12 protein-coding genes and 1 pseudogene are annotated in these 13,916 nt (G+C 67.9%); 6 read left to right on the forward strand and 7 right to left on the reverse strand.

Translation table 11 applies throughout. From position 1 onward, the window contains the following. Window positions 1-183 precede the first annotated feature (183 nt). On the reverse strand, window positions 184-1,185 hold the full coding sequence (locus tag FRZ32_RS15055; protein WP_158635960.1) for a glucokinase: 1,002 nt from the start codon (window positions 1,183-1,185) through the stop codon (window positions 184-186). Window positions 1,186-1,281: 96 nt separating this feature from the next. Between FRZ32_RS15055 and FRZ32_RS15445 the strand changes: the two genes are divergently transcribed. Further along, on the forward strand, window positions 1,282-1,440 hold the full coding sequence (locus FRZ32_RS15445; RefSeq protein ID WP_192901859.1) for a hypothetical protein: 159 nt from the start codon (window positions 1,282-1,284) through the stop codon (window positions 1,438-1,440). Between the two features lie 22 nt (window positions 1,441-1,462). Here FRZ32_RS15445 and FRZ32_RS15060 read toward each other — a convergent pair whose 3' ends face one another. From FRZ32_RS15060 to FRZ32_RS15070, 3 genes are read right to left on the reverse strand one after another with little or no spacing between them, the layout of a single operon-like run. Further along, window positions 1,463-2,680, reverse strand: a complete 1,218-nt coding sequence (locus tag FRZ32_RS15060) for a dihydrolipoamide acetyltransferase family protein (RefSeq protein ID WP_243445143.1) — start codon at window positions 2,678-2,680, stop codon at window positions 1,463-1,465. Window position 2,681: 1 nt separating this feature from the next. Further along, complete coding sequence (locus FRZ32_RS15065) at window positions 2,682-4,766, reverse strand: alpha-ketoacid dehydrogenase subunit alpha/beta (RefSeq protein ID WP_147041563.1); 2,085 nt, start codon at window positions 4,764-4,766, stop codon at window positions 2,682-2,684. Continuing rightward, window positions 4,759-5,979 carry an amino acid aminotransferase gene (locus FRZ32_RS15070; RefSeq protein ID WP_279379208.1) on the reverse strand — a complete coding sequence of 407 codons (1,221 nt, stop codon included), beginning with the start codon at window positions 5,977-5,979 and terminating at the stop codon, window positions 4,759-4,761. Before FRZ32_RS15070 ends, FRZ32_RS15065 begins: the two co-directional genes overlap by 8 nt. Before the next feature lie 96 nt (window positions 5,980-6,075). Between FRZ32_RS15070 and FRZ32_RS15075 the strand changes: the two genes are divergently transcribed. The 3 genes from FRZ32_RS15075 (at window position 6,076) to ligD (ending at window position 10,083) form a co-directional block, all read left to right on the forward strand. Next, entirely contained in the window at window positions 6,076-6,546 is a 471-nt protein-coding gene (locus tag FRZ32_RS15075; RefSeq protein ID WP_147041564.1) for an Lrp/AsnC family transcriptional regulator, read from the forward strand. A gap of 61 nt (window positions 6,547-6,607) precedes the next feature. Next, window positions 6,608-7,489, forward strand: coding sequence for a non-homologous end joining protein Ku (ku, locus tag FRZ32_RS15080; RefSeq protein WP_147041565.1), 882 nt, complete (start codon window positions 6,608-6,610; stop codon window positions 7,487-7,489). A 149-nt stretch (window positions 7,490-7,638) separates the two neighbouring features. Continuing rightward, a complete protein-coding gene (ligD, locus tag FRZ32_RS15085) occupies window positions 7,639-10,083 on the forward strand; it encodes a DNA ligase D (protein ID WP_147041566.1) in 2,445 nt (814 codons plus the stop codon). On the opposite strand, the gene FRZ32_RS15090 is transcribed toward ligD, so the two are convergent. The 3 genes from FRZ32_RS15090 to FRZ32_RS15100 all read right to left on the reverse strand — a co-directional run bounded on the left by FRZ32_RS15090 (window position 10,080) and on the right by FRZ32_RS15100 (window position 11,834). After that, window positions 10,080-10,742 (reverse strand): cytochrome b/b6 domain-containing protein, encoded by a 663-nt coding sequence (locus FRZ32_RS15090; RefSeq protein WP_243445144.1) that lies wholly within the window; start codon window positions 10,740-10,742, stop codon window positions 10,080-10,082. The two genes, ligD and FRZ32_RS15090, sit on opposite strands and share 4 nt — an antisense overlap. Further along, window positions 10,739-11,146 carry a c-type cytochrome gene (locus FRZ32_RS15095; RefSeq protein WP_147044265.1) on the reverse strand — a complete coding sequence of 136 codons (408 nt, stop codon included), beginning with the start codon at window positions 11,144-11,146 and terminating at the stop codon, window positions 10,739-10,741. The genes FRZ32_RS15090 and FRZ32_RS15095 overlap by 4 nt, the downstream gene beginning before the upstream one ends. A gap of 268 nt (window positions 11,147-11,414) precedes the next feature. Then, window positions 11,415-11,834, reverse strand: a complete 420-nt coding sequence (locus tag FRZ32_RS15100) for a hypothetical protein (protein ID WP_147041568.1) — start codon at window positions 11,832-11,834, stop codon at window positions 11,415-11,417. Window positions 11,835-12,018: 184 nt separating this feature from the next. On the opposite strand from FRZ32_RS15100, the pseudogene FRZ32_RS15105 reads away from it, so the two are divergent. After that, a pseudogene (locus FRZ32_RS15105) lies at window positions 12,019-13,235 on the forward strand (toxic anion resistance protein). A gap of 9 nt (window positions 13,236-13,244) precedes the next feature. Beyond that, a partial coding sequence (locus FRZ32_RS15110) for a hypothetical protein (RefSeq protein ID WP_147044266.1) occupies window positions 13,245-13,916 on the forward strand: 672 nt, incomplete at its 3' end.

Below are 13,916 nucleotides of genomic sequence, written 5' to 3' on the forward strand. Positions count from 1 at the left end.
CCCCGCCCGGAGATCCGGACGGGGTGGATGAACGTGGCTATTTCAGGCGCGCGTCAGTCCGTTCCCGTCCGGGCGGGCGGATAATAATAGACGTAGACGGACGCGGCGCAGCGCTGCGCGGAATCGAAGCCGGAAAGAACGGCGCTGCTCATGCCGGGAATCTGACGGTTCGCGCCGCCCGCGTCAAGCCCGGGCGGGCGCGACCGGCTCGCCCGACGCGGCGGATCGAGCGGCGAGCGCGGCCGCCATGCCCCGAAGGCGCGGGCTGCGGCCTTCCGCATAGCCGACGGCGACCGGCTCCAGCGCCTTCTTGAGACGCCCCTTGCCGATCATCGCCGCGCGAAAGCGATCGTCGGTGAGCGCCGGCCGCAGCGCACCGAGCAGCGGGCTCACCAGGTAAACCCCGTCGAACGTGCCCGTCGCGAGCACGATATCCCCCACGAAGGATCCCAGAATCCGGGCGAAGATCGCGATCGCCTCTCCGGCCATCGCATCGCCGCGCTGGGCGGCGTTGACGATCGTCTCCGCGGCCGGCGCTGGGCCGGCGGTGCGGCCCGATTTCATCGCGAGCCATCCATGGATGTTCTGGAGGCCGAAGGCGGCGAGCAATCGTTCGTAGGAGACATGGCCGTGGCGCGCGCGCAGGTGGGCAAGCAAAGCGTCCTCGTCGGCATTCTGCGGCGCGAAGCTGGCATGGCCGCCTTCGCTCGGATACACCCGCACCTTGCCTTCCCTGCCCATCGCGAGCACGGCGACGCCGAGGCCGGGGCCTGTTCCGACGACAAGAAAGGTGCTTCCCGGCCGGATCGGGCGCGGCGGCAGCGGGCCGACGCGCTGGACGCTGGCCGGATCGAGCCCGGTCAGCGACCAGGCGATCGATTCGAAATCGTTCAGCACCAGCGGCTCGCTGCCGAAGAACGATCTGAGGCCGCTCACCGAAATATACCATCGGCAGTTGGCAAGGCTGATTGTGTCTCCCCGCGCGACCCCGGCGACCGCCAGCCCGAAGTCGAGCCCCGTGGCGGCGACGTGATGTTCACGCAGATAGGCTTGCAGCGCGTCGGTGAACGTCGGGAAGTCGCCGGTCTCTTGCTCGCGGATCGCGCGCACGACCGAAGGATCGCCGTCGACCAGGCCGAAAGCGACTTTCTCTCCGTCTATCGCCGCGACCAGTTTCCGGTTCACAGGCAATCCCCTCGACGGGTAGCGCTAACATGCCGTTACGGAATTGCAACGCCCCCCCACATGGGAACGGCGCGGGGCGCAAATTGTTGAATCGGAATGGCGAAGCCACCACAATCCGCACCGCATCACAGGGCCGAGGCGGTCCGCGGAGGCGAGATCGAGCTGCGCCGGCCGTGGCAGCGGGCCTTGTTCATCGCGGGCCTGGCGCTGCTGGTCCTGGTCGCGATCGCCCTCGGCATCGCCGGGTTCGCCTGAGCGGGGCCGGGACGCGTCCCCGTCAGGCCGCCGGCCAGGTCTCCAGCACCTCGACGAAGCGGCTCAGCCAGGCGTTGGTCTGGTGGCCGTCGACGACGCGGTGATCGATCGTGAGGCTGACATAGGCCATCGGCCGGATCTGGATCGTGTCCACGCCGCCCACCTCGCGCACCACGACGCGCTTTTCCAGCTTGCCGACGCCGAGGATCGCCGATTGCGGCTGGTTGATGATGATCGGCGCGGCGAAGAGCGAACCCGAGACGCCGTGATTGGAGATGGTGAAGGTGCCGCCCTTCACGTCGGCGCTTGTCAGCTTCTCGTCGCGGGCCCGCGTAATGAGGTCGTCGAGCCCGGCGGCGATCCCCTCAAGATCGAGCGCCTCGACGCCGCGGAGAACCGGCACGATCAGGCCCTTGGTGCCGAGCGCGGTGCCGACGCCGATGTCGACAGTCCCGAAAATCTCCAGCCGGTCTTCGTGCCAGCGGCTGTTGATCGCCGGCGCCGCCTTCATCGCCTCGGCCGCCGCGGCGACGAGATAGGCGGTGTAGGTGAGCTTGATCCCCTTCGCGGCGAAGGCGTCCCTGTGCTTCGCCCGGTGCGCCGCGATGGCGCTGAAATCCGCCTCGAACACGGCGGTGACGTGCGGCGCCTCGGCGAGCGATCGGGCCATGTTCTCGGCGATGGCGAGCCGCATCCGATCGTGCGGGACGATCTGCGCGCGAAGGTCTGCCGTCGCGGCCGGGATGACGCCCTCGGGCGGCCGCTTCGCCCCGGTCGAGACGGCGCGATCCACATCCGCGCGGGTGATCCGACCGCCGCGACCGGTGCCTTCGATGATGGCAGGATCGAGGCTATGCTGGCGAAGGGCGCGTTTCACCGACGGAGACAGGCGCGACTCCCTCCCCGCCTCGCTCGTCCCGAGCGAAGTCGAGGGGCGGATTCTCGGATTCGGCGCCGGCGTCCCCCGATTTCGCTCCGGCCGGATGAGCGGCGCCCTGGTCTCGGTGCCTTCAGGCGCGATCCGGCCCAGCACCGCGCCCGGCACCGCATCGGCATCGCTCGCAAGCAGGATTTCCGCGAGCACGCCCGCCGCCGGCGCCGGCACCTCCATCGCGACCTTGTCGGTCTCGAGCTCGACCAGCGGATCATTCTCCGCCACAGGGTCGCCCACTTGTTTCAGCCAGGACCGGACGACCGCCTTCGTCCCCTCCTGCTCCATCGGCACGACGACGTCGATCACGTCAGAATCCCAAAAGCTCGTCGATCCGCGCCCGGATCCGCGCGACCGAGGGGACGGCATGATCGAGCAGCACCGGATTGTGCGGGCTCGGTATGTCCGGCATCGTCACCCGCGCGACCGGCGCGTCGAGATCGAGGAAGGCCTCGTCGGCGACGACCGCCGCGATCTCCGCGCCGAAGCCGCCGGAACGAAGGTCCTCGTGGACGATCAGGCAGCGCCGGGTGCGGGCGACCGATTCCAGCACCATTTCCTTGTCCCAGGGCTGGAGCGTGCGAAGATCGATGACGTCGGCGGAAATGCCGTCCGCCGCCGCCTCGCAACGCGGCACCATCGCGCCCCAGGTGACGATCGTGATCTGATCCCCCTCGCGCGTCCTCTTCGCCTTGCCGAAGGGCAGGACATAGGCATCGCCCGGCCAGGGCCGCCGCGCCCAGGGATCGTCGAGCATCGCACGATGTTCGAAGAAGACCACGGGGTCGTTGCCGCGAAGCGCCGCGCGAAGCAGGCCGACCGCGTCCTCCGCATTGCTCGGCGCCGCGACGCGCCAGCCGGGATTGTGGACGAACTGCACCTCGTTGGTTTGGCTGTGCCAGGGATCGCCGCACTTGAAGAAGCCGATCGGCATCCTCAGCACCATCGGCGCGGCGAAGCGGTTGGCGGTGCGCCAGCGCATCGTGCCGCAATCGTTGATCTGCTCGGTCGCCGGCTCGGCATATTTGCGGAACTGGATTTCGGGCACCGGCATCAGCCCGGCGAGCGCCATGCCGACGGCGCGGCCGACGATGCCCTCCTCGGAAAGGCTGGTGTCGAACACCCGCGCCGGCCCGTATTTCTCCTGCAGGCCGAGCGTCACCGCATGGACGCCGCCCTTCGGCCCGATATCCTCGCCGAACAGAAGGACGCGCGGATTCGCCTCCAGCTCCTGGTCGAGCGTGCGGCGGATCGCCGTCACCATGTTGAGCCGCTGACCCTCCGGGCGCGGGGTCTCGTCGGCCGGCGGCGGTACATAGCCCTTGGTCCACTGGCCGCCGAGCTGCTGCATCTCGCCGTCGAAGAAGACGTGGCTGGTGACATCCTCGGGATCGGAGATGCCGCGCGCCTCGGCCTCGGCGCAGGCGCTGGCGACCGCCGCCTCGGCGTCGCGGCCGATCTGGTCCCACTCGCTCGCAGTCATCACCGGGCCGACGAGAAAGCGTTCGAGCTTGGGCAGCGGATCGCGCGCCCATTCGGCGGCGACGAATTCCTCGCTCTTGTAGGTCTGCGTGTCCTGGAAGCTGTGCCCCTGGAGCCGCGGCACGGTGAGGCGGAGCAGCGCCGGCCCCTTCCCTTCGCGCACATGCGCCGTCGCGCGCGCGATCAGCCGCGCCGCCTCGGCCGGATCGGTGCCGTCGCCGGAGAGGATTTCGAGGTTCGCGAAGCCGGCGAGATTGCGGGCGATGTCGCCGCCCGGCGTCTGGAAGGTCGAGGGCACGGAAATGCCGAACTGATTGTCCTCGACATAGAAGAGCATCGGCAGCTTCTGCGTCGTCGCGATGGTGAGCGCGGACCAGAAGCCGTTGGTGGCGCACGAGGCATCGCCGCCGAGCACGACTGCGATCGCGCCCGCATGGCTCTCGTCGCCGAGCACCTCCTGGTAATAGCGGATCGCCTGCGCCCAGCCCGCGGTCGGCGTATATTGCGCGCCGACCCCGCCGCACATCGGCAGCGCCGGGCATCCGTTCGGATTGGGATAGTTGAACACCACCCCGATGTCGCGCCCGTCCGAATAGCCGCCGGCCCGGCCCATGCCCGATCCAAGCGCGTCGGCGAGCGGCACGCCGAGCGAGAGCAGCAAGGGCCGCGAGCGATAATAGCCGCACGCGCCGTCATGCCGGTGGGTGAGCCGCGTGCCCAGCATGACCTGCGCCATGTCATGGCCGCGCGCGCTGAACTGGTAGAGCACCTTGCGTTCGGGAACGAGCCGGGTTTCCTCCAGCTTGTCCATCGCCCGGCTGACATGGGTCAGCCAGGCGATTCGCCGCCAGTCGAAGTCCGGATCGGGCGTGTTGGCGCGCCCGCTCCGTTCCCGGACGGCAAGGTCAGCCATCCATCGCCTCCAGCACCGCCGCGGCGAAGCGGTCGACGCTGTCGTCGGACAGGCCGACCACGTTGAAGCGGCCGGACGGCGCCATGTAGATGCCGTGGCTGGCGCGCAGCCCGATCACCTGGTCCGGCGTCAGCGGCAGCATCGAGAACATGCCATGCTCCCCGCCGATATAGGCGAGGCGCGGATCGGCTGCGGCGAGCCGGGCGCGAATGCGGCGGATGCGGGCGCACATATCGGTGAGTTCGGCGTGCCAGTCGGCCCGAAGGTCGGGGTCCTCCAGCACGATCCGCGCGACCGCGGCGCCGTGATCGGGCGGCATCGACCACATGGTCCGGGCAAGGCCGATGAGGTTGCCGAACGCGACCTCCGCCTGGGCGGGGCTGGACGCCTTGATGAAGAGGTTGCCGGTGCGCTCGCGGTAGATGCCGAAATTCTTGTCGCAGCTCTGCGCGACGAGCGCCTGCTCCGCCGCCTGGACGACGAGGCGGGTGCCGGCGGCGTCGGGCTCAAGCCCGTTGCCAAGGCCCTGATAGGCGAGATCGACGAACGGGATCAGCCCGCGCGCCGCGACGAGATCGGCGATCGCGCGCCACTGGTCAGCATCCAGATCGGCGCCCGTCGGGTTGTGGCAGCAGCCGTGGAGCAGCACGACATCGCCGCGCCGCGCGCCCTTCAGCGATTCCATCATCGCGTCGAAATCGATGCGATGGGTGGCCCGGTCGTAATAGCGGTAATCGACCATCGGCACGCCGGCGGTGCCGATCAGCGGCGCGTGATTGGGCCAGGTCGGCTGGCCGACGAAAATGCGGATGTCGCCGCCGGCGCGAGCGATGAGATCGGCGCCGATGCGGAGCGCGCCGCATCCGCCCGGCGTCTGCAGCCCGACGATGTTCGGATCGTGGTTGGGCCCGAACACGATCTCGCCGATCAGCTGGGTGAAGCGCGCATCGCCCTGCGAGCCGATATAGGATTTGGTGGTCTGCACCTGCTCCAGGATCCGCTCGGCCTTCTTCACCGCGCGAAGGATCGGCGTGTTGCCGTCGCTGTCGCGATAGACGCCGACGCCGACGTCGATCTTGGTCGGCCTCGGATCGGCTTCGGCGAGCGCGATCAATGCGATAAGGGAATCCGCCGGCTGGGCTTCCAGCCGGTCGAACAGCAGCGGAGCCTCTTGCAAGGACGGCCCCCGGTCCACGAGCGTTTCCATGGCCATGCGCCTATTCCTATTCCGGGCGGCGCGCAAAAGCCTCTCAAATTTTCTCGCTCTGCGCCGTTTGGCGAAGCATTTGTTTCGTGATATGCCCGTTCCGTGAATGAAAATCCGCACCTCGACGAGATCGACCGGCGAATCGTCCGCGCGCTTCAGCGCGACGCCAGCCTCAGCCATGCCGCGCTCGCCGATCATGTCGGCGCCTCGGCCGCCTCGGTGTGGCGGCGGGTGCGTGCGCTGGAGCGCGCCGGGGTCCTCGGCGCGACCGTCCGCCTCGCCGACCCCGCCCGCCTGGGCCGCAGCGTCAACGTGATGTGTCAGGTCCGCATGCACCGCCAGACGACCGACGCGCGCGCCGAATTCGAGCAGTTCATCTCCGCGCGCGAGGAGATCGTCGAATGCTATGCGATGTCCGGCGAGTGGGATTATCTCCTGCGCATCGCGGTCAGGGACGTGGCCGATTACGACCGCTTCATCCGCCAGGGCGTGCTGGCCCACCCGAGCGTCGCCAACGCCGCGAGCAACTTCGCGCTCCGCCAGGTCAAATACACCACGGAGATTCCGGTATAGGAGGGAACCGCCTCTCGCCCCGGCAATTGACTCGGCGGCGATACGATCGGGAGGAACGAGCATGGCCGCACGCGCTTATTGGAAGGGGCAGATCAGGCTGGCTCTGGTCTCGATCCCGGTCGAAATCTTCTCGGCCACCCGGAGCGGCGCGACCATCGCCTTCAACCAGATCCACGAGCCCAGCGGCAAACGCATCAAATATGAAAAGGTCGTGCCCGGCATCGGGCCGGTCGATGCCGACGAGATCGTCAAGGGCTACCAATATTCGAAGGGCCATTACGTCACCTTCGACGACGAGGAGCTGGAAGCGGTCAAGCTGGAGTCGAAGAAGACGCTGGAGCTGACCCAGTTCGTCGACGCGCACGAGATCGATCCGCTTTATTATGAGCGGCCTTATTATGTCGTTCCGGCCGACGATCTCGCCGAGGAGGCGTTCATCGTGCTTCGCGAGGCGCTGCGGGACACGAAAAAGGTTGCGCTCGGCCAGCTCGCGATGCGCGGGCGCGAATATGTGGTGAGCCTGAAGCCGTGCGGGCGCGGCATATTGATGGAAACGCTCCGTTATGCCGACGAGGTCGTGAAGGCGCAGGGCTATTTTCGCGACATCGGCGACGACAAGCCCGACGCGGAGCTGCTCGACCTCGCCGAGGCGCTGATCGATCGCAAGACGAGCAAGTTCGATCCCGGCAAGTTCCACGATCGCTATGTCGATGCGCTGAAGGAGCTGATCGAGAAGAAGCGCAAGACCGGCGAGCGGATCGAGGCCGAGGAGGAAGAAGCCCCGGCGCGCGGCGGATCGAACGTGATCGACCTGATGGCCGCGCTCAAGCGCTCGATCGACAAGCCCGGCGCGACCGAGGCGCCCAAGCGCAAGGCGACGGCGCGCAAGCCAGCGGCGAAGAAAGCCCCGGCGAAGAAGAGCCCGGCGAGGAAACGGGCGTGAGGCGCGTCGCTCCGATCCTCCCTGTGAGCGAAGCTCATGGGGAGGGGGACCATGCGAAGCATGGTGGAGGGGGCTCCCCCGCCGAACGCCCCTTCACGGCCTTTCAGGCGGCCCCCCTCCGCATCGCCTGTGGCGACAGGGAGGATTAGATGGCCAAGCGCGCCGATCCACTCGCGACCTACAATCGCAAGCGCGATTTCGCGAAGACCGCCGAGCCGGCCGGAAAGGTCGCCCGCAAGCGCGCCAAATCGCTCATCTTCATGGTCCAGAAGCATGACGCGACCCGGCTCCATTTCGATTTCCGGCTGGAGCTTCAGGGAACGCTCAAAAGCTGGGCGGTGACTCGCGGGCCGAGCCTCGATCCGGCCGACAACCGCCTGTCGGTCCGCACCGAGGATCATCCGATGTCCTATGCGACCTTCGAGGGCACGATCCCCAAGGGCGAATATGGCGGCGGCACGGTAATGCTGTGGGACCGCGGGACCTGGGAGCCGCTGCCCGGCAAGGATCCGGTGAAGACGCTGGCCGAGGGCCATCTCCATTTCACCCTCCACGGCGAGCGGATGAAGGGCGAATGGGTGATGTTCCGCCTGAAGCCGCGGGCCAAGGAGAAGAACGAGAACTGGATCCTGAAGAAGGTGGACGACGATTATGCCGGCAGCTCGACCGGGCTCACCGATACCTTCCTCACCTCGGTCGCGACCGGGCGCACGATGAACGAGATCGCCGAGGGAAAGAAAGCGCCGGCGCGGCGCGCGCCCAGGGCGAAGGCCGCGGACGCGAAACTCCCCCGCTTCCGCGAGCCGCAGAAGGCGACTTTGGTCGATCACGTGCCTGCCGGCGCCGGCTGGATCCACGAGATGAAATATGACGGCTATCGCTGCCTGCTCGCGATCGCCGACGGCAAGGCGCGCATCTATACGCGCAGCGGGCTCGACTGGACCGACAGGTTCCCCGAGATCGCCGCGGCGGCGCGCGCGCTGCCGGTCCGCTCGGCGCTCCTCGACGGCGAGATCGTCGCGGTCGACGACAAGGGCAACACCGATTTCGGCGCGCTCCAGCAGGCGATCGGCGAGGGCGGGCGCGGCCTTGCACTGTTCCTGTTCGACGCGCTCGAGATCGACGGCGAGGACCTCGCGAAGCGCCCCACGGTCGAGCGCAAGGCGCGGCTCGCCGCCCTGCTCGACACCCCCCGCCCCCCGCTCCTCTATGCCGACCATATCGTCGGCAAAGGCGAGCAATTGTTTGAGGCGATGTGCAGGGCCGGCCAGGAAGGGATCGTCTCGAAGAAGGCGGACGCCGCCTATCGCTCGGGCCGGACGAAGGCCTGGCTCAAGATCAAATGCACCAACCGGCAGGAATTCGTCATCGTCGGCTGGACCGAGAGCGACAAGGCCGGTCGCGGCTTTCGCGCGCTGCTGCTCGCGGTGAACGAAGGCGGGACGCTGCGTTATGCGGGCAAGGTCGGCACCGGCTTTTCAAATGCCGACCAGGAGGCGCTGCTGGAGCGCTTCCGCCGGATCGAGGCGAAGTCGCCCACGGTCGCGGCGCCGAGATCGGAAACGCGCGGCGCGCACTGGGTGAAGCCCGATCTGGTCGCCGAGATCGCCTTCGGATCGATCACCAGCGACGGCATCCTTCGCCATGCGAGCTTCCTTGGCCTGCGCGGCGACAAGCCGGCCGAAGAGGTCGTGGCCGAACGCCCGCAGCCACTGGCCGACGAGGCGCCGGACGACGACATCAGGATCAGCAATCCCCAGCGGATGCTCTTCCCGGAGGTGAAGGTCACCAAGGGCGATCTCGCCGCTTATTATCGCGCGATCGGCCCGGCCATGCTCCCCTGGGTGGCCGAGCGGCCGGTGAGCCTGGTCCGCTGCCCACAGGGGCGCGCGAAGAAATGCTTCTTCCAGAAGCATGACAGCGGCAGCTTCGGCGATCATGTCCGCCACGTCCCGATCGCCGAGAAGGACGGGCACAAGGAGGATTATCTCTACGTCGAGGATACGGCCGGGGTGATCGCCTGCGTCCAGATGGGCACGATCGAGTTTCACGGCTGGGGATCGCGCGTCGCCGATGTCGAGAAAGCGGATCGGATCGTCTTCGATCTCGACCCCGACGAAGGGCTCGATTTCACCGCCGTCCGCAAGGCCGCGCGCGACCTGCGCCGCCAGCTCGCCGACATGGGGCTCACCACCTTCGCGATGCTGACGGGCGGCAAGGGCGTCCACGTCATCGCGCCGCTGACGCCGAAGGCCGAATGGCCCGAGGTGAAGGATTTCTGCCGCCGCTTCGCGCTCGCGCTGGCCGAGGCGGAGCCCGGTCGCTTCACAGCCAACCTGATGAAGGCGCAGCGCAAGGGCCGCATCTTCATCGATTATCTGCGCAACCAGCGCGGCGCGACGGCGATCGTCCCTTATTCGGTCCGCGCCCGCGACGGCGCCCCGGTCGCCGCCCCGATCAACTGGGACGAGCTCGACGACTACGAAAGCGGCCACGCCTTTTCGGTGCGCGATGTCGAAAAGCTGCTCGATCGCGCCGGCGCGCGCGGCCTCAAGGGCTGGGGCGTCGCCGAGCAGGTCCTGCCGGACCTCTAGAGCCAGCGGGTCAGCAGCAGGGTGACGCCAATCGCGATCGCCGCGGCAATCAGGAACCGCGCCGGAGAGGCAGGCACGAGTCCGGCGGCGCCCGCAGGGGCCTCGCGCCGGCCGTGCAGCATAGGCCCGACCAGATTGTTTCGCTTCACCAGCGCGTAGAACAGAATCGCGGCGACATGCAGCGCCATGAAGACGAGTAGAACATTGAACAGAAGGTGATGGTTATGCGCCAGCTTTCGCGCGCTGCCATAGGTCACGTATTTTGATAGCGGCCCCGCGGCAAACCCGTCCTCGTCGCTCGCGAACAGGCCGAGCCCGACCTGCGTGCACAGCAGCAGGAGCATGATCGCAACGCTCCAGCCGCCGATTGGATTGTGGCCGAGCACGTGCGCCGCGCGGCCGTTCAGATAGCTCATCGCGGCGCGCGGGCCCCTGATGAAATTGGCGAAGCGCGCGGTCGATCCGCCGATCACGCCCCAGACCAGGCGGAACAGCAGCAGGCCGAGCACGATCGGCCCGACCAGCAGGTGGATATCCATGCGGTGATATTCGGCGCTCCACCACATCACGCCGATGAGCACCACCAGCAGCCAGTGGAACAGCCGGGTCGGCAGGTCCCAAACGCGCACCCGCGCGACGGCTCCGCCTTCGTCGCTCAATGCTGCTCGGGCGCGCGATAGGTGTCGTGGCACGCGCCGCACGCGGCGCCGAGCCGCGGGAAGCCGGCACGAACGGCGGCGATGTCGCCCCGCTGCGCGGCATCGTTCAGCGCCCGCGCGGCGACGACGAAATCGACGGCCTTGGAATGGAAATCGTCCGGATTCTGCCAGATCACCGGAAGCGCGCGGGTCGGCACGCCGGCCTCCGGCCCGGTGCCCCGGGGAAACCAGCCGCTGACACGGGGCGCACGATCGGCGACGATCGCGGTCGCCTGGCGGATCTGCTCGATCGACGGCTGGTCGGCCCGCACCTGCTGGCTGATGGTCCGCACCGCGGCGGCGATCTGCTTGTAATTGGCCTGCCGGTCGCGGATCACGCCCGGCCGGACCGCCGCTCTGGGCATTGGCCATGGCGATGACGCCGACGATGCCAAAGGCGCACAAAATCAGATGCCGCATGACCTGCTCCCACTTGAGACAAGCCCTCCCATAACGGGACGCGCCTCGCAGTAAAGTGGCAAAACAAAATGCAAAACGCCCCGGCCGGGGGATGGCCGGGGCGCCCTCACAACCGATCCGGCGGAAACGGGCCGGAATCGGAAATCCTGTCTTCTCGATCCGATCTGGGCCCGGTCTAGCCCGCCGCTGCTGAACGGGCTGTTGATCACCGGGTTAGGCCGGGTTCATCTTCGGCGGAACCGACGCGTCGGGATCGGGCTTGTCTCCATAAGCAGGCGCGTCCCCCGGGGGAGCCCCCTCATCCAGGCCGCCATCCCCGTCGTACGGATAGGCGTCGTCGGGATAAGCCTCGTCGGGATAGGTTCCGGCATCGGGCTTGCCGTCCACCGGCGCGCCCTCATCGTCGATCCAGCCCTCGTCGTCCGGGGCATATTGCCCGTCCTCGTCATCATATTGATCGTCGGCTGTGGCGGCGTCGTCCGGCCGCGCGCGCGTGCCGGCATCGGCGGCGCTCGGATCGCCGGGATAATCGACCTGCGCGTTGGGATCGCCGCCGAACTGCGCCAGCGCCGGCGCCGGCAGCGCGAGCGCGGCCAGCACGGCCGCGGCGGCGCCGATGATGAACTTGTTCATGTCCTCGTCCTTCGAACCGTCCGGCCGGGGCTCCTGCCCGGAAAGCGGCGACTATTGCGCCCCGGGGCATGAGCGGAAACTGAACGCGCGCGCCCTGCGTCTTACACAAATAATACACTTTCTCACTTGCGCCGCGCCGCCGGAGGCCCCAATCTTGGCGGGAAACCTGCGAGGAGGGCCGACAATGGCGACCCAGACCGAAACCGAGACCCAGACCGCGACGGCGTCGACGCTGACGCTCGATCCGCCAGCGCCGCTCCAGACCGTCGCGCCGGAGCAGGCCGCCGGGCTGGTGCCGCTCAAGGACGATCAGAAGAGCGCGCTCGACGAGCGGGTGGAGAAGTTCGTCGACGAGCTGGTGGCGCTGGGACGCCAACTCGCCCGATTTCGGCAAGAAGGTCGATCAGCTGACGACCATGGGCCGCAAGGAGATCGCGGAGGCGGCCGGCGCGTCCAACCGTTTCCTCGATCGGCCGGTCAAGGCGATCGACAGCGAGACCGGCATCGGCGCGGACCTCACCAAATTGCGGCGCACGGTCGAGGATCTCGATCCCGGCCGCAACGGCGCCGCGGGCAAGCCGAGGAAGTTCCTCGGCATCATCCCGGTCGGCAACCGCCTCACGACCTATTTCCGCAAATATCAGTCGGCGCAGACCCACATCTCGTCGATCCTCGCCAGCCTCGCCTCCGGCAAGGACGAGCTGTTGATGGACAATGCCGCCATCGACGTCGAGCGCGCCAATCTGTGGAAGACGATGGGCAAGCTTGAGCAGATGATCCACATCTCCAAGGCGCTCGATCAGAAGCTGGAGGACAAGGCGAACGAGCTCGACGCGACCGATCCGGCCAAGGCCAAGGCGATCCGCGAGACCGCGCTCTTCTACACCCGCCAGCGCACCACCGACCTTCTGACCCAGATGGCCGTGACGGTGCAGGGCTATCTCGCGCTCGATCTGGTCAAGAAGAACAATGTCGAGCTGGTGAAGGGCGTCGATCGCGCCTCCACGACCACGGTCGCGGCGCTGCGCACGGCGGTGACGGTCGCCCAGGCGCTGACCAACCAGAGGCTGGTGCTCGAACAGGTCACCGCGCTCAATACGACCACCGCGACGATGATCGATCGCACCGGCGAATTGCTCAAGAGCCAGACCGGCGAGATCCACAGCAGGCCGCGTCGGCGACGATCCCCTGGAAACGCTGCAGCGCGCCTTCCAGAACATCTACGACACGATGGATTCGATCGACAAGTTCAAGATCGAGGCGCTGGCACATAAGCAGACCGTCGACACGCTCGGCCGCGAGGTCGAGAAGAGCCGCGGCTATATCGGCCGTGCCGAGGGGCGTCGCTCAGAACCAGCTGAGCGGGCCTTCGGAATCGCCGCTGACGCGCTCGAGGGCTGAAGGCGGACGATGAGCACGTCGCGCCAGGTCGATGCCGCCATCGCCCGTTTCGACGACGTGATGGGGCGCATCGATCGCAACCCGGCCAACGCGGCGCGCCGGCGCGAAACGAAACGCGGGCTCGCCGCCTTCGCGCACAGGATCACCAATATCGGCGTCGCGCTCGGCGCGCTGATCGTCGCGACCATCGGCTTCGGGCTGGTCGTCGGGCCGATCGGGATCGGCGGCCTGTTCGCGGTGGCGGCGCTGATGCTCTTCGCGATTCTCTTCTTCTCGCTGTGGGGCGGCGAGAAGCCGGTCGTCGATTATCGCGAGGACATGCCGAACAAGGCGGTGGTGCAGCGGCTCGAAAGCCTGCTGGTGCGCCGCCGCGGCGATCTTCCCGCCGCCGCCGCGCGGAGCATCGATGCGATCGGCGCCCAGCTGCCGCTGCTCGAAAGCCGGCTGGCGGAAACCAATATCCTCGATCCGCTCGCCCAGGATGCGCGGCGGCTGATGGGCAAGCACCTGCCCGAGCTGATCGAGCGCTACGAGCGGGTGCCCGCCCAGTATCGGGCCGAGCGCGATGCCGAGGGCAAGAGCGTCGACGACCGGCTCGTCGCCGGGATCGACGCCGCGGCGCACCGCGCTCGACTCGCCCGCGCTGCGCGCGAGGCGACGCCTTCCAGGTCCAGGGCCGCT

Source organism: Sphingosinicella ginsenosidimutans (assembly GCF_007995055.1).
Lineage (GTDB): Bacteria > Pseudomonadota > Alphaproteobacteria > Sphingomonadales > Sphingomonadaceae > Allosphingosinicella > Allosphingosinicella ginsenosidimutans.